This window comes from uncultured Microbacterium sp., assembly GCF_947489255.1.
Classification (GTDB): domain Bacteria; phylum Actinomycetota; class Actinomycetes; order Actinomycetales; family Microbacteriaceae; genus Microbacterium; species Microbacterium phycohabitans.
In genome coordinates this window covers 107,036-124,662 of record NZ_CANLCY010000002.1, presented here as the reverse complement: position 1 = coordinate 124,662, position 17,627 = coordinate 107,036, and the positions used below count along the sequence as shown (strand labels likewise).

The following is a 17,627-nucleotide window of genomic DNA, read 5'->3' as shown; positions in this document are numbered from 1 at the left end:
CACCGGTCCTGCGGGCAGCCGTGCACGACGCGGCGACGGGTGCAAGACTGGAACGATGGACGCCCCCTCCACCAGCGACACGACCGCACCCGCCGAGCCCACGACCGCCGAGCCGCAGACCGACGAGGTCGCCCTCGACGCGCCGAGCAATCGCAAGGCGCCGTTCCCCCGCGGATTCCTCGACACCATCTCGACGGGGTGGGCGGAGCATCCGGCCGTTCTGCCCGAACCGCGGGAGCAGGCCGCCTGGGCCGCTCGTCGTCGTGCGCGCGTGTCGCGCGCCTTCCCCGGTCAGCGCGTCGTCGTCCCCGCCGGCGGCCTCAAGCAGCGCAGCAACGACTGCGACTACCCGTTCCGCGCCCACTCCGCCTTCTCGCACCTCACCGGCTGGGGCAGCGACTCCGAGCCCGACTCCGTGCTCGTCTTCGAGCCGCGCGACGAGGGTCATGAGGCGGTTCTCTACTTCCGCGAGCGTGCCGATCGCACGACCGCGGAGTTCTATTCGGATGCCACCATCGGCGAGTTCTGGATCGGCCCCCGCCCCGCCCTCGACGGCGTCGCCGCCGACCTGGGTCTGGCCACCGCCCACCTCGACGACTTCGCCCCGGGTGAGGACGACCGCACGGTCGGCACCGACGACGAGCTCACGCGCTTCGTGTCGGAGCTGCGCCTGGTGAAAGACGAATACGAGCTCGCGCAGATGGCCCTCGCCGTCGAGGTCACCGGCCGCGGCTTCGACGACATCGTCGCCGAGCTCCCGCGCATCATCGAGCACCCGCGCGGAGAGCGCGTGGTCGAGGGCGTGTTCCACCAGCGCGCGCGGTCCGACGGCAACAGCGTCGGCTACGACACCATCGCCGCGTCGGGCCCCCACGCCTGCTACCTGCACTGGACGCGCAACGACGGCGCCGTGAAGCCGGGAGACCTCATCCTGGTCGACGCGGGCGTCGAGGTCGACAGCCTCTACACGGCCGACATCACGCGCACGCTCCCGGTCTCGGGCACGTTCACCGACATCCAGCGCCGCATCTACGAGACGGTGCGCGAGGCCGCCGACGCGTCCTTCGCCGCGGCCGAGGTGGGTGTGCCCTTCCGCCGCCTGCACGAGGCGGCGATGGAGGTCATCGCCGCGCGCGTGGCCGAGTGGGGTTTGATCCCCGTCACGGCCGAGGAGGCCCTCGACGCCGATGCCGGCGGGCAGCACCGCCGCTACATGGTGCACGGGACGAGCCACCACCTCGGCATCGACGTCCACGACTGCGCGCAGGCGCGTCGCGACATGTACTACGACGGTCTGCTCGAGCCCGGCATGGTCTTCACGATCGAGCCCGGCCTGTACTTCCAGATCGACGACCTCACCGTTCCCGAGGAGTACCGCGGCATCGGTGCGCGCATCGAAGACGACATCGTCATGACCGAAGACGGCCCGGTCAACCTGTCGGCGGGCATCCCCCGCACCGCCGACGAGATCGAGGAGTGGATCGCCCGGCAGTCGCGATGACCTTCACGCCCCCGGCATCCTTCACCACCCGGCCGACCCTGCGGGGCACGTTCGGCATGTCGGCGTCCACGCACTGGACGGCGACCGCGACGGCTCAGTCCGTGCTCGAGCGCGGCGGCAACGCGTTCGACGCGGCCGTCGCCGGGGCGTTCGTGCTGCACGTGGTCGAGCCGCACCTGAACGGTCCCGGCGGTGACCTCGTCGCGCTCGTGCGGCCGGCCGGGGCATCCGTCCCCGTCGTGCTGATGGGGCAGGGCCCCGCGCCGGCCGGAGCCACGCTCGAGCACTTCCGGGAGCGGGGCCTGGATCTCGTGCCGGGAGCCGGCGGGCTCGCCGCCGCGGTGCCCGGCGCGGTCGACGCGTGGCTGCTGCTGCTGCGCGACCACGGCACGTGGGAGCTCGGCGACGTCCTCGCCTACGCCGTCGGCTACGCCCGCGGGGGTCACCCCCTGGTGGCGGGGGCCGCCACGACGATCGCGCGGGTCGCCGACCTGTTCCACGCGCACTGGCCCAGCTCCGCCGAGAGGTGGATGCCGACCGGCGGCCCGCCCGCACCCGGCACCGTCGTGACCAACCCGGAGTGGGCCGACGTCCTCGACGCGCTCGTGGCCGTCGGCGCCGCCCTCCCCGACCGAGCCGCTCGCATCGACGCGGCCCGCGAGCGCTGGATGGGCGAGGTGCTCCCGGAGGCGGCGGCGTTCCTCCGACAGCCCCACCGGCACGCCGACGGCGCCGACCACCCCGGCATCCTCGACACGTCCGATCTCCGATCGTGGCGCGCCGGCTACGAGCCCGCGGTCACCGCGCGCTTCCGCGGGTGGGACGTCTTCAAGGCCGGCGCCTGGACGCAGGGACCCGCGCTCCTGCACACGCTGCGGCTGCTCGACGACGTCGACGACGCCGGACTCGACCCGGCGACCGTCGAGGGAGCGCACCTCCTGCTCGAGGCGCAGAAGCTCTCGTACGCCGACCGCGACGCCTGGTTCGGCGACGCCGACGGCGCCATCGACGTCGATGCTCTCCTGGCCGAGGAGTACGTGGCCGCTCGCCGCGCTCTCATCGGCCCCGAGGCGTCCGCCGAGTGGCGGCCGGGTTCGCCCGACGGGCGTCCGCCGGTGTCTCCACCGCTGCGCACCGAGCACGCGTCCGGAGACGGGTCGACGGGCGAGCCCACCGTCGATCGATCGGGCCAGACCCGCGGCGACACGTGCCACATCGACGTGATCGACCGATGGGGCAACGTCGTGTCGGCCACGCCGTCCGGCGGATGGCTGCAGTCCTCGCCCACCGTGCCGTCGCTGGGCTTCTGCCTGGGCACGCGGCTGCAGGCGACGTGGCTGGTCCCGGGGCACCCGGCATCCCTCACCCCCGGACGCCGCCCGCGGACGACGCTCACCCCGACCCTGCTGTCGCGGGCCGACGAGGTCATCGCCGTGGGCTCCCCCGGCGGCGACCAGCAGGATCAGTGGCAGCTCACCGTCCTGCTGCGCATGCTGGTCGGCGGATACAGTCCGCAGCAGGCCATCGACGCGCCGAACCTCCACACGACGGCGCTCGTCGACTCGTTCTGGCCGCGCACGTGGGCGCCCGCCGGCGCGGCGGTCGAAGACCGCCTCGGCGCTGAGGTGATCGAGGGCCTGGAGCAGCGAGGTCATCGCGTGCGCCGCATGGGCGATTGGTCGCTCGGACGCGTCACCGCCGTCGGACGCGGCAGCGACGGCACGCTATGGGCCGCCGCCAATCCCCGCGGCGCGCAGGGGTACGCGGCGGGCCGCTGACCACGCGTCCCGTGGAATCGCAGAGCTCTCCCGCGCTGCACGTGTCCGCGCAGCGATGCCGCCCGCGGATCATCGCGACGCGCGATCTGCGCGGTCGATGCCCACCAGACGCCGCCACGCCCGTCAGAGCGACCGCACGAACCCCGCGACCACCGGCGCCAGTCCCGCCCCGATCTCGTCGGCCGGTCGGCGCGCGCCCTTCACCTCGAAGGAGTGGTTGCCCCCGACGATCCATTGCACCCGCGCGTCCTGGCACGACGCCACGACCTCGTCGAACTGCGCACGCGGATCGATGAAGGGGTCGTTCTCCCCCTCGACGAACAGTTGCGGCATCCCGATAGCCGGCAGGTGCGCGGCGCGCGGCTTGTCGGCCCTCCCCGGCGCGTGCAACGGGTACCCCAGGTAGACCAGCCCGGCGGGAGCGATGACCCCCTCGGCCGCGGCGACGGATGCCATGCGCCCGCCGTACGACTTGCCCACGGCCGCATACGGCCCCGGAGCCGCCCCCGCGAGCCACGTCTGCACGCCCGCCCACGTCGCCACGGCGTGCGCGGCGGGTCCCGGCATCCGTCGTCCGGCTTCGACGTAGGGGAAGACGAACCGCAGGACGGACACCCCGCTCGCCACGAGGGCCTCGGCGAGGCCCGCGAGGAAGGGATGCTCCATCCCCGCACCCGCCCCGTGCGCGAGCGCGACGGTCAAAACGGATCCGGATGCCGGCGACCACAACCCCGAGACATCCGTCGCACCCGCCGGGAGCTCGACGGCGATGCGGACGGACTCGACGGAGGGAACCGCTTCGGCGCTCACCGCTCGGTCGGTCGGGAGCCGTCGTCGGCGTCGGTGGCGTCGTCAGGGCGCACGTGGGGAGTCGACTCGCCCGTGGTTCCCGCGTCATCGCGCGCACCGCCGTCCGCCGACGCGTCACCCCGCGGCTCCGGCGCCTTCGGCGCGATGCGTTCGCCGTAGCGCGGCGGCTCGTCGTCCGACGGCGCGACGGTCGGCGCGGGCGGCCGCGGCGGAGCGGCGGGCAGGGTCGAGCCGGGGGCCACGCGTTCGCCGTACCGCGGCGGGTCGGACGGCGAGGCGGTCGGACGCGACACGACCGTGCGCGCGGCTCCGGACGGCCCGACGATCCCCCGCGCCTTGTGCACGCTGGTGGCGGCGACGCAGACGTCGTAGTGATCGGCGGCGACCTGCATCACCGAGGCGAAGTCGCGTCGGCGACGCACGATCGAGTAGGTGCCGAGACTGAGGAGCATGCCGAGGGCCATGCCGACGAGCAGGACTCCCACGAACAGCGAGATCTGCAGGGTGGGCTGGCCGAGCACGAAGATGAACGCGAACAGCAGGCCGAGCATGAGCCCGTTCAGCGCGCCCGAGCGGGCCGCCGTGGCGTAACCGAGTCGCCCCGTCACGCGTTCGATCGACCGGAGGCCCGAGCCGACGATCGCGATGTCGCGGGCGGGCACCTCTCCCGCGATCAGCGACGAGACGGCCTTCTGGGCCTGCTCGTACGTCGGGAACGAGGCGACCTTCTCGCCGACCTCGTCTCGACCGGCACCCGGACGCTGCGCGAACATACTCATTTCACCATCCTGTCACGCGCGCCTGGAGCGTTCCGAGGTGTTGCGCATGAGGCGCGGACTACGCTGGACCGGTGAGCACGCAGAGGGTTTTCGTCGCCCGCTTGGCGGGCTGCACGGTGTTCGACCCGGCGGGAGACCGTCTGGGCAAGGTGCGCGACGTCGTGGTGATCTACCGCGCGTCGGCGGCGCCGCGCGTCGTGGGCCTCGTCGTCGAGATCCCCGGGCGCCGACATGTGTTCGTGTCCATCGGGCGCGTCACCTCCATTCAGGCCGGCCAGGTCATCACCACCGGCCTCATCAACGTGCGCCGCTTCCAGCAGCGCGGCGGCGAGGTGCGGGTGATGGCCGAGATGCTCGGGCGTCGCGTGAGCCTCGTCGACGGCTCCGGGAGCGCCGTGATCGAAGACGTCGCGATCGAACGCAACCGCCTCGGCGAATGGGACGTGGGGCAGCTGTTCCTCCGTCGCCCCCGCACGAGCGCGTCGCCCTTCGCCAAGGGCGCGACGACCTTCGCCGCGTGGGGCGAGGTCCGCGAGAACCAGACGCCCGGCGAGGCGCAGTCCGCCGAACAGCTCGTGGCGACCTACTCCGAGCTCAAGCCCGCCGACCTCGCCAACACCCTGCTCGACCTGCCCGAGGAGCGCCTGATCGAGGTCGCCGAGGAGCTCAGCGACGACCGCCTCGCCGACGCCCTCGAAGAGATGCCCGAAGACGAGCAGGTGCACATCCTCGAGCAGCTCGGCGACGAGCGCGCCGCCGACATCCTGGATGCCATGGAGCCCGACGACGCGGCCGACCTCCTCGGTCAGCTGCCCGAGTCGCGCTCGGAGCAGCTGCTCGAGCTCATGGAGCCCGAGGAAGCCGACGACGTCCGCGCCCTCCTCCAGTACGGCCCCGACACCGCCGGTGGCCTCATGACGCCCGAGCCGATCGTGCTGTCGGCGGATGCCACGGTCGCGGAGGCCCTGGCCCTCATCCGCCGCCACGAGCTGCACCCGGCCCTCGCGGCATCCGTGTTCATCACCCTCCCGCCCTACGAGACGCCCACCGGGCGCCTGCTGGGCACGGTGCACTTCCAGCGGATGCTGCGCTACCCTCCGCACGAGCGCCTCGGCGCGATCATCGACGACACGCTCGAGCCCGTGCCCGCCGACGCGACCGCGGCCGAGGTGGCGCGCCTGCTGGCGAGCTACAACCTCGTGTCGCTGCCCGTCGTCGATCAGGCCCACCGCCTCGTCGGCTGCGTCAGCGTCGACGACGTGCTCGACTACCTGCTGCCCGACGACTGGCGCACGCACGACAGCGACGATCCGAAACCCCCGACCCCGGTCAGACCGCTGAAGACGCAGAGCATCCCCACCCAGATCCCGCAGACCCCGAGGAGGCGCTGATGGCACGTAACAACAAGACGCCCGCCCTCGATGCGCCCCGCGGGCGCACGGGCGTGCTCGCGCCTCGCACGCCGCAGCCCTCGCGCGATCGGTTCGGCCGTTTCACCGAATGGGTCGCGCGGGCGATGGGGACCCCGACGTTCCTGCTGTCGCTGACGATGTTCTGCGTGCTGTGGATGGGGTGGAACTCCATCGCGCCCGACGACTGGCGCTTCGACTCGGCCGCGATCGGCTTCACGGCGCTCACCCTGGTGCTGTCGCTGCAGGCGTCGTACGCGGCTCCCCTCATCCTGCTGGCGCAGAACCGGCAAGACGACCGCGACCGCGTGCAGATCGAGCAGGACCGCCAGCGCGCCGAACGCAACCTCGCCGACACCGAATACCTCGCGCGCGAGATCGTCGCGCTGCGCATGGCGGTGAAAGACCTGACCGACGAGGTCATCACGAAAGACACGCTGCGCACCGAGCTCAAGGCGCTGCTTGAGCGCCTCGACGACCAGCCCGACGCGGGAGCACGTCCGAGCTCATCGCGGGCGACCCCGTGACGGCGGAGTTGACCGCCCGCGTCCGCGACGCGGTCGCCGGCGTCACCGATCCGGAGTTGCGCCGCCCCCTCGGCGAGCTCGACATGCTGCGCGAGATCGCCGTGCGCGACGGCGTGGCGGAGGTGGGCATCGCCCTGACGATCGTCGGGTGCCCCGCCGCCGACCGCATCGAGCGCGACGTGCGGGAGGCCGCGGCCTCGGTCGCGGGGATCGACGCCGTCGACGTGCGCGTCGGCGTCATGTCGCCCGACGAGCGCAAGGCCCTGACCGAGAAGCTGCGCGGGGGGCGGGCGAAACGCGAGATGCCGTTCGGCCCCGACTCCCTCACGCGCGTCATCGCCGTCACCAGCGGCAAGGGCGGTGTCGGCAAGTCGACCGTCACGGCGAACCTCGCCGTCGCGCTCGCGGCCCGGGGGCTGCGGGTGGGCCTCGTCGACGCCGACGTGCACGGATTCTCGATCCCGGGTCTGCTCGGCCTCGTCGACACCGACGGCCTGCCGCCCGCGCCCACCCGCCTCGACGACCTCATCCTGCCGCCCGTCGCCTACGGGGTGAAGGTGATCTCGATCGGCATGTTCCTGCGTCGACCCGGAGAGGATGCCGCGGGCGCGGTCGCGTGGCGCGGGCCGATGCTGCACCGCACCGTGCAGCAGTTCCTCACCGACGTGTTCTTCGGCGACCTCGACGTCCTGCTGCTGGACATGCCGCCCGGCACGGGCGACGTCGCGATCTCGGTGGGCCAGCTGCTCCCCCACGCCGACGTGCTCGTGGTGACCACTCCGCAGGCGGCCGCCGCCGAGGTGGCCGTGCGCTCGGGTCTCGTGGCGCGCCAGACCGGTCAGCGCCCGATCGGCGTCATCGAGAACATGGCCGCGATGACCCTCCCCGACGGCACCGTGCTCGACCTCTTCGGAGCCGGTGGCGGCGAGGAGGTGGCCCGTGCCCTGTCGACCGATGAGGCGACGGTGCCGTTGCTGGCATCCGTGCCCCTCAGCCCGGCGCTGCGCACGGGGGGCGACGACGGCCGACCCGTGGTGCTCTCGAACCCCGACGACCCCGCCGCGCGGGCGATCGACGCGGCCGCCGCGGCCCTCGCGATCCGCCCCCGCGGCCTTGCGGGCAAGCCCCTGCGCGTGAGCGTCTGACGACGCCGCACCCCCGGCTGCCGGGCCCGTCGAAGCCCGAGACCCGCACACGCGCACTGCTAGGTGGCTGAGCCTGTCGAAGCCACCGGGTCCCGCGCACGCACCGGTCCCTTCGCCGAGCTCAGGAACCTACCCGGGTCGGGAACACTTCGCGCTCACCGGCCCCGGCGCCGGCGCGTGGGCCTCAGGTCGCTTCGTCGTCGAACGGGGGACGCTCGCCGGGCGAGAACGGCGGCACCGTCGGCTTCGGCTTGGCCGCGAGGGCCGCGGCGCCCGCCGCCCGCATGGTCGCCGTCGGGGTGTCGTCGAGGAGCGCCTCGCGGATGATGCGCCGCGGGTCGTACTGGCGCGGGTCGAGCTTCTTCCAGTCGACGTCGTCGAACTCGGGGCCCATCTCGTCGCGCATGCGTGTCCGGGCACCTTGCAGCGTCTCTTTCGCGCGCTTGGTGAACTTGGCGAGCGTCTCCGCGTAACGCGGGAGCCGCTCGGGACCGACGAGCACCGCGGCGATCACGCCGATCAGCAGCAGCTTCTCGATCGTGAGGCCGAAGAACATGGCATTAGATTACCGGCCGCGCCTGGGGGGCGCGCACCCTTCGGCCGTCTAGCCTGAGTCGAGGAGGTCCACGTGAGCGGTCAACAGGCGAACGAACGGTTCGTGCAGGAGTCGACGGTCGAGCCCGAGCACATCGCTCGCGCTCGGGCGCACGCGCTCGAACTCGGCGCTGCGCCCGTGAGCCCCGCGGTCGGTGCACAGGCGGCCGTGATCTCGGCGGCATCGCGCGCGCTCAACATCGTCGAGGTCGGAACCGGCGGTGGCGTCTCGGGACTCTGGCTACTGCACGGCTCGCCGCGCGCGACGATCACGACCATCGACAGCGAGCCCGAGCACCTCGGCGCTGCTCGTCAGGCCTTCCTCGACGCGCGCGTCCCCGCGGCTCGCGCCCGCTTCATCACGGGCCGCGCCTCCGACGTGCTCCCGCGCATGAACGAGGCGTCGTACGACATCGTCTTCATCGACGCCGACCCCGAGGGCGTCATCGAATACGTCGAGCACGGCCTGCGCCTCGTCCGCGCCGGCGGAACCGTGCTCATCCCGCGCGTGCTGGCGGGCGGAGCGGTCGCCGATCCCGTTCGCCGCGACGCCGTGACGACCGCGTACCGCTCCCTCATCCAAGAGGTCCAGGCCTCCCCCGCCGTCATCGGCGCCCTCTCCACGACCGGCGAGGGCCTGCTGCAGCTCACGACGCGCCCCATCGACGCCTGAAGACCGAACGACTCCGGATGCCGCGCTCCGCGGCAACGTTCCGGGACGTCCAGGCGGTGGAAGGCCCGACGTCCCGCGCCCGAGACCACGACGCTCACCGTCCCACCGATACGACGAAGGCCGGCCCCCGCGGGGACCGGCCTTCGTGCGGAGATGATCGTCAGGCAGCGCCGACGACACCACCGAGCACGTCGTAGAGTTCCTTCGCCTCGGCGTCGTTCACCGAGACGACGAGACGCCCGCCGCCCTCGAGCGGCACGCGCACGATGATCAACCGGCCCTCCTTCACGGCCTCCATCGGTCCGTCGCCGGTACGCGGCTTCATGGCTGCCATCGCGGCCCCCTTTTCCTCGTTGGTCTGTGAAGTAGTTTACTGTGTCAGCGCGCGCGCTCGTCGTATCGCCGTCCCCGTCCGTCATCTGCCGGACTGTGCGACCCGTTCAGGGGATCTGCCAGCGCCCCTGAACGCCAATTGGCAACTTGGGACAAGTGAGCCGGCTGGCGCTGGTGTTGACGACGCAGCGGTGTCAGACCCTACGGTCAGAGTGGGGCTTTTTTGCGCTCAGGGGCACCTTGGCCGCACGAGCTTGACAGCAGAGTATTGACACCCCTTAGCGTCGGAGTTGAGACATCAGACACGACACGAATTGCCCTTACTCGCGTGTCGAGCTTGGCCAGCGAGTACTTGCCGCCCCTAGCGTCAGGGTTGCGACTAAGTGCACCCGGTAGACACTCCTTCGCGTGTCGAGCTTGACCCGCGAACGTCGGACCCCCCTAGAGTCAAATTGAGCGCGTGTCGCGCCAGCAGGGGCGGCGCAAACGCGTTAGTTTGTCACTGCGCGATATTCGTGTGCCCAGCCCGGTCTTGAACCGGGCTTTGTCGTTCCTAGCGCGGCGTTTCGTCTTCGCGGCGAGCGTTTGCCACCCCTAGGGTCAGAGTGTCCGCACTGCTGCGCGCAATCGCTCCCGTAGCATGGACCTTGCCCGGGACAGTTATGCCCGAACCCAGCCCGTTCCTCGAACGGGCTTTTTCTATGCCCCCGGGCATCCCGAAGCTCCGCAGTCGCTTCACACTGCGGTCCTCGCTCGCCCCATTGGCGAGCACCACCCTGAGGGGAGGTCGCTGATGACGTTGCTGAACGACATCACGGCGTTCCTCGCTTCGCTGACCGGCCTGGTTCTCGTCCTGAACCAGACCATCGACCGCTTCCGCAAGCCGCGAGGCAAGCGCAAGCGCCACGGTCGGCGTCGCTAGGAGCTTCGAAAAAAGCGCCAAATCGCCAATGGTGAAGGAGGACTCTGCCCAAAATCAGGCTCTGCGGGCGTGAAGGGGCTTCAGCTGGATTTCTGTGGGGCTATGACGCCGTTGCGCACCCACTGAACTACGGTCACGGCGAGGTGCACTACCCCGCTCGCTTCATCTTCTTCGGGGGCGCGGCCTTGTCCACCGCCATGCCGGTCAGGATTCGGCCACGCGAGGCGGGTCATGGCCCCCAGAGTCTCGACCGGCCCCAGAGCGAAGGCGACAAACTTAACGCCCTTCTCCAGCTCCGCGGTGACTGTTCCGAGTGTTGCGCGGGGATTATTTGGAGCAACGACGGGGACGAGAACCGCCTCCATTGCTTTAATGGCGTGGTCCCAGGCGTCCGAGTAATTAGGAGAAGTGCCGTACATGGCGACCCACGCTTCGGACAGTTCTGTGCTGGCCGGGTCATCGACGCCTACGGCGTCACCGTAGGCAACCTCCGCTGCACGTCCGACGCGCCGAACCAGCGAGCGCCCGTCCTCGGTCACAGTCCAGACTGACGCGGCATCACGGAGAAGCCCGTGCAAAGTCTTATGCGAGTGGATGACGCTCTTCGCGAGAGTGGCGTCGAGCACATCGAGCATCAACTCGTCATCTTCAGCAGCGGGGTTGAGCAACTGCTCTAACAGACTCACTTCCCAGGTTTGTTCCGGGTCCAACTCAATGTCGCAGACGAGGGCCACCGAAAAAATCAAACCGTCGAAGTCGAAGCCTCTCCCTGCGGTCCTGTATCCCAACTCACCCTCAAGCCAGTGCACCAGGCCGCGCGTAGCCGCAGGACTAAAGCCCTCCGAGAGGGTGGCAGGCTTGCGCCGCCCGTCGCGCACTGAGAGTCGCTGCCAGTCGTCCAGGTTGCTCAAATCAACTCCCGGAATCGCATGATGAGGTAGTCGAACATTTCGGGGCCGTCTGCTTTCCGTGCTTCGACCAGGATTGAGAGGTCATCGTCATCCAGGGCAATGATGAAGCCACGGTCGTCCAGGGCCGCGTCGCGACAACGCTGGGTCACGGCTACCTTCTCGCCCGCCGCACCTCGGTAGCAGAGGAAACCAAACTTGCCCCTGTTGGGTGAGAACCGCCCCGTTAGCTGGTCAAATTCCTCGTTCTTCAAAGGCTGGGTGTAGTTCTTGCACTCGATGACTACCTGACCGGCTGGGACGCCGCCCGCCGTGTGCAGCCACTGGAAAAAGCCGTGCTGCGCCTGATTCACGTAAACAATGTCGATGCGCTTGCGACCGCCATGAATTTTCAACTCGCGCTTCGGCAGGTCCAGCCAGGGGTAGAACAGCGCATTGAGCAAGTGCTGAACCGCGCGGTGATAGTCGTCTGCGTGCTCGCGTCCAGCGGGAACGGCAAGCACATGAGCGAGAAGCGCATCCCAGTTGGGGAGGGGCGTCCCAAGGGCAGAGGCGACCTCTTCGTGACCAGGCGGCTCGGTTGCCCGCTCCTTCGCGTTGCGATAATCCTCAAGAAGCTCCGGCTTCTCGTCTGTAGCCTCGTTGTTCCAGCGCTTGCGCGGCTTCGGGTCGCGTTCAAGGATGGACTTCTTGGTAACGTATCGCTCGCCTTTTAACCGCTTCGACCGGCGCGTGCGGACGAGAGTCGAACCGGCGCTACCAAGCTCGACATCTTGCAAGTACGGCAACACGAAGTGCGACAGGTAGTCGCCGGGGTCGAACGTTGGGGACTTCCGCACAACGGACAACGGGACCAGCAACAGCTTGCCGTTCGGCATCGGTAGTTCAACGTGTTCTGTCACCCAGGTCTGCGTGCGGCGGTCCCACATCCACCCCGAGTCCACTTGCGGCACCATCGGGATGCCGTAGTACTTGCAGACCTCCTGGGTGAACTTAATCAACTGACGGCGAATGATGTTGATGGTCATGTCTGACACTCGGTCGTGCCCGATACCCTCCACAAACAGCACCGTCTCCTGGACCTCGCTCAGGATTCCCGAGATGACCGCCGTGCTCATGCCCAGCGCGTTGTAAATGTCGCTTGCCAGGCCAATGGCCACGCCGCTACCGCGGGCCTGGGCGCTGGAAAGGCCCAGGTGTGCTTCGTTCGACTCGCCGAGCCGCCCAAGCAGGTACATCCCGCGCCGCTCGTCGCTCGCTCTCACCGCTGCCAGCACTTCGCCGTAGAAGTCCTGAAGCAAGCTGACACACTCACGTGCCCAGTCGCTTTCCATCGTCGTGAAGGCGTGTGGGTCAACGAACACCTTTGTGTCACCCGTCACTTCTACGTCCACGAACTCAAGCGACGGCTGTGTCACTCCAAGCCCGTAATGTTCCGATACCCGCACTTATTGGCCCCCCGGTCGATTGCGGTCGTAGCTTTCATCATGGACCAAGAAATTGGCTCAGGCTGGATGCGACGGTCGGGGGCGTGTCCCGCAAACGTTACAGGCCGATGTGCTGCGGGAACTCCGACGGTTCGAGCCAGAATCGACGCACCACGTCTACTCGTTCCTCGAAATCCGTGTTGCCCTCAAGCCGGTGCTCCTGACCCGTGTCGGGGTGGAGGACGTAAGCAAAATAGAAGAGGTTTCGTGCGCCGCGCAGGTGCTTTGTCTCGACACGGCCAATGACTTTCCCGTCTAGTCTCACGGCGTACCGGGGAAGCTCAGTACGGCGTCTCGGGTTTGCGCGCGGAAGAAGCTTCACAGTGATTCCGGGGGCGTGCATAGCGTGGGTGCTACGCCTAGGGTCCGACATCACATCCAGCAGAAGCTGCGGGCCAACCCCCGGAGCTCGAACCGTCCCGGCCCAGTAACCTGTCGCCATGAGTTCGTTCTCGCAGCGCATGGGCTACAACCCAACTCGGTCCCTCGTGCAGCAGGAAGACCTCGACGCCGAGACGCGCGTTGCCATGTGGAATTTGCTCGTCATCTTCCGCGAGATTCTGGAAGACCGAATTTACCTCCAGTATCAAAACGACGGTTACCTTCAGCAGGTATTGCTCGCTATGTGGACCTACACGTTCAAGGAAGCGCGCGACGAGTACCCGGGCGACGCGAAGGTCTGGCAACGCATGAAGGCCGGGGTACTCGATTTCTCTTGGTTCGACGCGCTCGACGTGCTGGAAAATTTCGCCAAGGACATCAAACGTCTTCAGCCGGAGTCTGAGTCTTATCAGTTCTGGGAGGGTTTCGCGGAGGCCGCTAACGACCGGTTTGAGCAGTACCTGGTCGGCTACCGGTTCATCGAGACAGAAATCACCCCAGTTGGTTCTACCGAGGAGTCCGAAGCCGTACAGGAAGCGCTTGACGCCGTCGGTGGCCTGAAGGGAGCGCGTCATGCACTCACCCGGGCCGTTGACCTCCTTGCGAACAGGCAGAACCCGGACTACCCAAACTCAATGAAGGAGTCCATCTCCGCCGTCGAGTCTGTCATTCGCATGGTCTCTGGCGAAACTGACCTAGCCGCCGGACTGAAGAAGCTGGAATCTGCCGGTCTGACCATTCATCCCGCCTTGAAGCAGGCCTGGATGAAGATGTACGGCTACACCTCCGACGAAAGCGGGGTGCGACATGGGGCAATCGAGGCGGCGACCGTGGACCAGGCGCTGGCAAAGTACATGCTCGTTACGTGCTCGGGGTTCGTCAGCTACCTAATCGAGGAAGGCCGAAAGGCCGGACTGCTATGAGACCTGGTCCATCGTCCGCGTGGACGGACTGTGCGACGACCCACCGCGCAATGCTCGTGCCAACTCCTTGCCAACTCGGCTAGCCTAGAGCCGCCTGAGAGGTCGGGCAGTTTCTAGAAAATAGAACGAAGAGACGCCAAGTCAGGGAATCTGCCAGAAGGTGTTCCCCAGCGCGTACATGTTGTAGATCCACCACCACTGACCGAGCAGGGCCGCGGCGAGCACGCCCAGACGCCACGCGCGAGAGCGCGGGACCGCGAGCGCTCCCCACAGCGGCGACACGGGCACCAGCAGACGGAAGATGCTCGACTGCGGGAAGAAGACCAGTAGCAGGTAGATCAGATAGCTCGCCGACCAGAGGCGCATCTCCACGCCGAGCGTGCGCACCTGCGGCAGCATCACGAGCGCGGCGGTCGCACCGCCGACGAGCAGCACCAGGGCGATCACCCCCGCGAGGGGCCCGAGCCCCCACTGCGTGAACCAGAACTGCGCGCCCTGCACCCATCCCTCGACGGGGACGAAGGCACCGCTCGCATCCGCGATCCAGTTGCGACGCCAGGCCAGCTCGGTCGCGAGGTACGCGCCCGGCTGCCCGGTCACCACCGCCGCGATGCCCTGCCACGCGAACCCCACCACGCTCGACAGCACGCCCACCGCGACGATGTGCACGATCTCCGAGACCGGCAGCGGATCGGTGCGCCGGCGCAGGAAGCGATGGATGCCGTAGAGCCCCAGGAAGAGCGCGAAAGCCAGGGCGCCGGGCCGGGTGAACCCCATGACGGGCACGAGCACGTAGAGCCACCCCCACCGTCGCTGCTGGACGCACCACAGTGCGACGAAGAGCAGGAAGAGGAACATCGACTCCGCGTAGCCGACCTGGAACAGCGCCGCGAGCGGCCCGCTCGCGAAGAAGACGACGGCCCACATCGCCGCGGACCCGCCGATGCGCTCGCGCAGGAGCGCGTAGAGCATGACACTCGCCCCGTATCCCGACGCGAGCGAGATCGCGACCGCCCCCGCTCCCCAGGAGCCGAGGAGCGACCCGAGGCCGGCGGACAGGAACGCGTAGAGCGGCATGAAGGCCCACGCGTTCTCGGCCACGTCGCCCGTCGCGGTGATCGGCAGGTGCGCGGGATAACCCGACACCGCGGCGAACCAGTACCACTGCGCATCCCACCCGAGGGCCAGCTCCCCCAGCGACGGCGAGATGCCGTACCGCGACCCGGGACCCGACAGACTCGACGCCAACAGGAAGAAGCCCGTGGTCACCAGCCGCGCCGCGACGTAGATCACCGCGATGCGGGCGGCCACGGGCAGTGCCCGCCACGCGCGCACGGGCGCGGGGATCGTGGCCGCGGTCGTCACGACCCGCTCAGCCAGGCCCGCAGGCCCCGCTCCACGGCGTCGATCTGCGTCACCGGCACGCGCTCCTCGTCGTGGTGAGCCAGGTGCGGGTCACCGGGGCCGTAGTTGACGGCCGGGATGCCGAGGGCCGAGAAGCGCGCCACGTCGGTCCAGCCGTACTTGGGTTTGGGTGTGGCGCCCACGGCATCCACGAATTCTTTCGCGAGCTCGGCGTCGAGACCGGGACGCGCGCCCTCGGCGATGTCGACGATCTCGACCTCGAAGCCCGTGAAGACGTCGTTCACGACGCGGGCGGCGGCCGCCGCATCGCGGCTGGGGGCGAAGCGGTAGTTGACCTCGACCTCGCACGCGTCGGGGATGACGTTTCCGGCGACCCCTCCCGTGATGCGGACGGCGTTCAGTCCCTCGCGGTAGACCAGGCCCTCGACCTCGATCTCGCGCGCCCGGTACTCGGCGAGGCGGGCGAGGATGGGCGCCGCCTTGTGGATCGCGTTCTCGCCGATCCACGAGCGGGCGCTGTGGGCGCGAACGCCCGCGGTGCGCACGAGCGCGCGCAGCGTGCCGTTGCATCCGCCCTCGACCTCGCCGTTGCTCGGTTCGCCGAGGATCGCGAAGTCGCCCTCGAACAGATCGGGGCGGTTGCGCGAGAGGCGGCCGAGTCCGTTCAGTGAGGAGTCGACCTCCTCATGGTCGTACCACATCCAGGTGATGTCGACCCCGGGCTCGGTCAGCTCGGCGGCCAGCTTCAGCTGCACCGCGACTCCGGCCTTCATGTCGACGGTCCCGCGGCCCCACAGGAACGCTTCGCCGTCGATCTCACGATCCTCGACGGGGAGATTGCGATTGATGGGGACGGTGTCGATGTGTCCCGCGATCACGACGCGACGCGCGCGGCCGAGGTTCGTGCGCGCCACGATCGTGTCGCCGTCGCGGATGACCTCGAGGTGGTCGTACGCCGACACGGCGGACGCGATGGCGTCGGCCAGCGTGGTCTCGTCGCCGGACTCGCTGTGGATGTCGCAGATGGCCCGCGTGAGGTCGACGGAGGACGAGGTGAGCTCGAGCGCGGTCATGCCACCGATCCTTTCACACGAGGTCGCGCCGGTAGCCTGGGCCTGTGAGTAATGAACGACGCATCAGCGCTGCCGGCCTCTCGACACGGACCACCGACGGAACGGTGCTCGACGCCTGGTTCCCGAAGCCCGTCCTCGGAGTCTCCGACGACCTGGATGCCGCCGCTGCGGCGCTCGAATCCTCGGCCGGCGCCGACGAACGGCGCGACGTCGTCGTCGAGACCGTGACGCTCACCATCGACGCGGATGCCGCACCCGCCTCCACGGTCGACGCCTATCTCCGCCTGCATGCGCTGTCGCACCTGCTCGTCCGCCCCAACGAGATCAACCTCGACGGCATCTTCGGCCACCTGCCGAACGTCGCCTGGACGAACGCCGGTCCGATGCACCCCGACACCGCGGCGCGCACCCTCGCGCTGCTGAAGCGTCACGGCATCCAGCTGCAGGGGCTCGACAAGTTCCCGCGCCTCACCGACTACGTGCTCCCGGCAGGCGTGCGCATCGCCGACGCCTCCCGCGTGCGCCTCGGCGCGCACCTCTCCCCCGGCACGACCGTCATGCACGAGGGCTTCGTCAACTTCAACGCCGGCACGTTCGGCTCCTCGATGATCGAGGGACGCGTCTCGCAGGGCGTCGTCATCGGCGACGGCACCGACATCGGCGGCGGCGCCTCGATCATGGGGACGCTCTCCGGCGGCGGAACGCACCGCGTCTCGATCGGCGCACGCACACTCCTCGGCGCGAACGCCGGCATCGGCATCTCGCTCGGCGACGACTGCGTCGTGGAGGCCGGTCTCTACGTCACGGCCGGAACCAAGGTGCGCGTCGGCGACGAGACGGTCAAGGCCGGCGAGCTGTCGGGCCGCAACGGCATCCTGTTCCGCCGCAACTCCCTCACCGGCGCCGTCGAGGCCTCGGCCCGTGCCGGTGTCGGCGTGACGCTGAACGAGGCCCTGCACGCCTGAGGCCCCGCCCCCACCGATAAACGCCGTTCCTGTCGAGACTCGCGCCCCCACCGC

At 69.2% G+C, this 17,627-nt stretch carries 17 protein-coding genes; 9 read left to right on the top strand and 8 right to left on the bottom strand.

Translation table 11 applies throughout. From position 1 onward, the window contains the following. The first annotated feature begins 55 nt into the window (after positions 1-55). Both Q0818_RS04510 and Q0818_RS04505 read left to right on the top strand, forming a co-directional pair. The gene (locus tag Q0818_RS04510) at positions 56-1,501 is read left to right on the top strand and encodes an aminopeptidase P family protein (protein ID WP_298871970.1); all 1,446 of its coding nucleotides are present in this window, start codon (positions 56-58) and stop codon (positions 1,499-1,501) included. Beyond that, positions 1,498-3,279, top strand: a complete 1,782-nt coding sequence (locus Q0818_RS04505; protein WP_298871967.1) for a gamma-glutamyltransferase — start codon at positions 1,498-1,500, stop codon at positions 3,277-3,279. The genes Q0818_RS04510 and Q0818_RS04505 overlap by 4 nt, the downstream gene beginning before the upstream one ends. A 123-nt stretch (positions 3,280-3,402) precedes the next feature. Here the strand turns inward: Q0818_RS04505 and Q0818_RS04500 are convergent, their stop codons facing one another. Next, a complete protein-coding gene (locus Q0818_RS04500; RefSeq protein ID WP_298873128.1) occupies positions 3,403-4,008 on the bottom strand; it encodes an alpha/beta family hydrolase in 606 nt (201 codons plus the stop codon). Positions 4,009-4,085: 77 nt separating this feature from the next. Beyond that, a complete protein-coding gene (locus tag Q0818_RS04495) occupies positions 4,086-4,868 on the bottom strand; it encodes a general stress protein (protein ID WP_298871965.1) in 783 nt (260 codons plus the stop codon). Positions 4,869-4,939: 71 nt separating this feature from the next. Between Q0818_RS04495 and Q0818_RS04490 the strand changes: the two genes are divergently transcribed. Genes Q0818_RS04490 through Q0818_RS04480 form a run of 3 tightly spaced genes read left to right on the top strand, consistent with a single transcriptional unit; the run spans position 4,940 to position 7,949 of the window. Beyond that, positions 4,940-6,259, top strand: a complete 1,320-nt coding sequence (locus tag Q0818_RS04490) for a CBS domain-containing protein (RefSeq protein WP_298871962.1) — start codon at positions 4,940-4,942, stop codon at positions 6,257-6,259. Next, positions 6,259-6,804, top strand: coding sequence for a DUF1003 domain-containing protein (locus Q0818_RS04485; RefSeq protein ID WP_298871959.1), 546 nt, complete (start codon positions 6,259-6,261; stop codon positions 6,802-6,804). The genes Q0818_RS04490 and Q0818_RS04485 overlap by 1 nt, the downstream gene beginning before the upstream one ends. Beyond that, positions 6,801-7,949 (top strand): Mrp/NBP35 family ATP-binding protein, encoded by a 1,149-nt coding sequence (locus tag Q0818_RS04480; RefSeq protein ID WP_298871956.1) that lies wholly within the window; start codon positions 6,801-6,803, stop codon positions 7,947-7,949. Before Q0818_RS04485 ends, Q0818_RS04480 begins: the two co-directional genes overlap by 4 nt. Positions 7,950-8,133: 184 nt before the next feature. Here Q0818_RS04480 and Q0818_RS04475 read toward each other — a convergent pair whose 3' ends face one another. Further along, positions 8,134-8,505, bottom strand: coding sequence for a Sec-independent protein translocase TatB (locus Q0818_RS04475; protein ID WP_298871954.1), 372 nt, complete (start codon positions 8,503-8,505; stop codon positions 8,134-8,136). 72 nt (positions 8,506-8,577) lie between these two features. Between Q0818_RS04475 and Q0818_RS04470 the strand changes: the two genes are divergently transcribed. After that, complete coding sequence (locus Q0818_RS04470) at positions 8,578-9,216, top strand: class I SAM-dependent methyltransferase (protein WP_298871952.1); 639 nt, start codon at positions 8,578-8,580, stop codon at positions 9,214-9,216. Positions 9,217-9,376: 160 nt separating this feature from the next. Here the strand turns inward: Q0818_RS04470 and Q0818_RS04465 are convergent, their stop codons facing one another. Then, positions 9,377-9,550 (bottom strand): DUF3117 domain-containing protein, encoded by a 174-nt coding sequence (locus Q0818_RS04465; protein WP_076490128.1) that lies wholly within the window; start codon positions 9,548-9,550, stop codon positions 9,377-9,379. 792 nt (positions 9,551-10,342) lie between these two features. On the opposite strand from Q0818_RS04465, the gene Q0818_RS04460 reads away from it, so the two are divergent. After that, positions 10,343-10,471, top strand: a complete 129-nt coding sequence (locus Q0818_RS04460) for a hypothetical protein (RefSeq protein WP_261742770.1) — start codon at positions 10,343-10,345, stop codon at positions 10,469-10,471. Between the two features lie 80 nt (positions 10,472-10,551). Here Q0818_RS04460 and Q0818_RS04455 read toward each other — a convergent pair whose 3' ends face one another. Next, positions 10,552-11,382, bottom strand: a complete 831-nt coding sequence (locus tag Q0818_RS04455) for a hypothetical protein (protein ID WP_298871943.1) — start codon at positions 11,380-11,382, stop codon at positions 10,552-10,554. After that, positions 11,379-12,797, bottom strand: coding sequence for a hypothetical protein (locus tag Q0818_RS04450; protein WP_298871941.1), 1,419 nt, complete (start codon positions 12,795-12,797; stop codon positions 11,379-11,381). Before Q0818_RS04450 ends, Q0818_RS04455 begins: the two co-directional genes overlap by 4 nt. A gap of 509 nt (positions 12,798-13,306) precedes the next feature. On the opposite strand from Q0818_RS04450, the gene Q0818_RS04445 reads away from it, so the two are divergent. Then, a complete protein-coding gene (locus Q0818_RS04445) occupies positions 13,307-14,170 on the top strand; it encodes an AbiJ-NTD4 domain-containing protein (protein WP_298871939.1) in 864 nt (287 codons plus the stop codon). Positions 14,171-14,311: 141 nt separating this feature from the next. Here the strand turns inward: Q0818_RS04445 and Q0818_RS04440 are convergent, their stop codons facing one another. Continuing rightward, positions 14,312-15,535 (bottom strand): hypothetical protein, encoded by a 1,224-nt coding sequence (locus Q0818_RS04440; protein ID WP_298871936.1) that lies wholly within the window; start codon positions 15,533-15,535, stop codon positions 14,312-14,314. Next, positions 15,532-16,608 (bottom strand): succinyl-diaminopimelate desuccinylase, encoded by a 1,077-nt coding sequence (gene dapE, locus Q0818_RS04435; RefSeq protein WP_298871933.1) that lies wholly within the window; start codon positions 16,606-16,608, stop codon positions 15,532-15,534. Before dapE ends, Q0818_RS04440 begins: the two co-directional genes overlap by 4 nt. Positions 16,609-16,652: 44 nt before the next feature. Here dapE and dapD point away from each other — a divergent pair, with 44 nt between their 5' ends. Beyond that, complete coding sequence (gene dapD, locus Q0818_RS04430) at positions 16,653-17,573, top strand: 2,3,4,5-tetrahydropyridine-2,6-dicarboxylate N-succinyltransferase (protein ID WP_298871931.1); 921 nt, start codon at positions 16,653-16,655, stop codon at positions 17,571-17,573. Positions 17,574-17,627: the final 54 nt, after the last annotated feature.

Coding starts and splice junctions, on each gene's coding strand:
- Q0818_RS04475 (WP_298871954.1), bottom strand. CDS start 8,505: ATGTTCTTCGGCCTCACGATCGAGAAGCTGCTGCTGATCGGCGTGATC.
- dapE (WP_298871933.1), bottom strand. CDS start 16,608: ATGACCGCGCTCGAGCTCACCTCGTCCTCCGTCGACCTCACGCGGGCC.
- Q0818_RS04485 (WP_298871959.1), top strand. CDS start 6,259: ATGGCACGTAACAACAAGACGCCCGCCCTCGATGCGCCCCGCGGGCGC.
- Q0818_RS04505 (WP_298871967.1), top strand. CDS start 1,498: ATGACCTTCACGCCCCCGGCATCCTTCACCACCCGGCCGACCCTGCGG.
- Q0818_RS04495 (WP_298871965.1), bottom strand. CDS start 4,868: ATGAGTATGTTCGCGCAGCGTCCGGGTGCCGGTCGAGACGAGGTCGGC.
- Q0818_RS04445 (WP_298871939.1), top strand. CDS start 13,307: ATGAGTTCGTTCTCGCAGCGCATGGGCTACAACCCAACTCGGTCCCTC.
- Q0818_RS04510 (WP_298871970.1), top strand. CDS start 56: ATGGACGCCCCCTCCACCAGCGACACGACCGCACCCGCCGAGCCCACG.
- Q0818_RS04460 (WP_261742770.1), top strand. CDS start 10,343: ATGACGTTGCTGAACGACATCACGGCGTTCCTCGCTTCGCTGACCGGC.
- Q0818_RS04465 (WP_076490128.1), bottom strand. CDS start 9,550: ATGGCAGCCATGAAGCCGCGTACCGGCGACGGACCGATGGAGGCCGTG.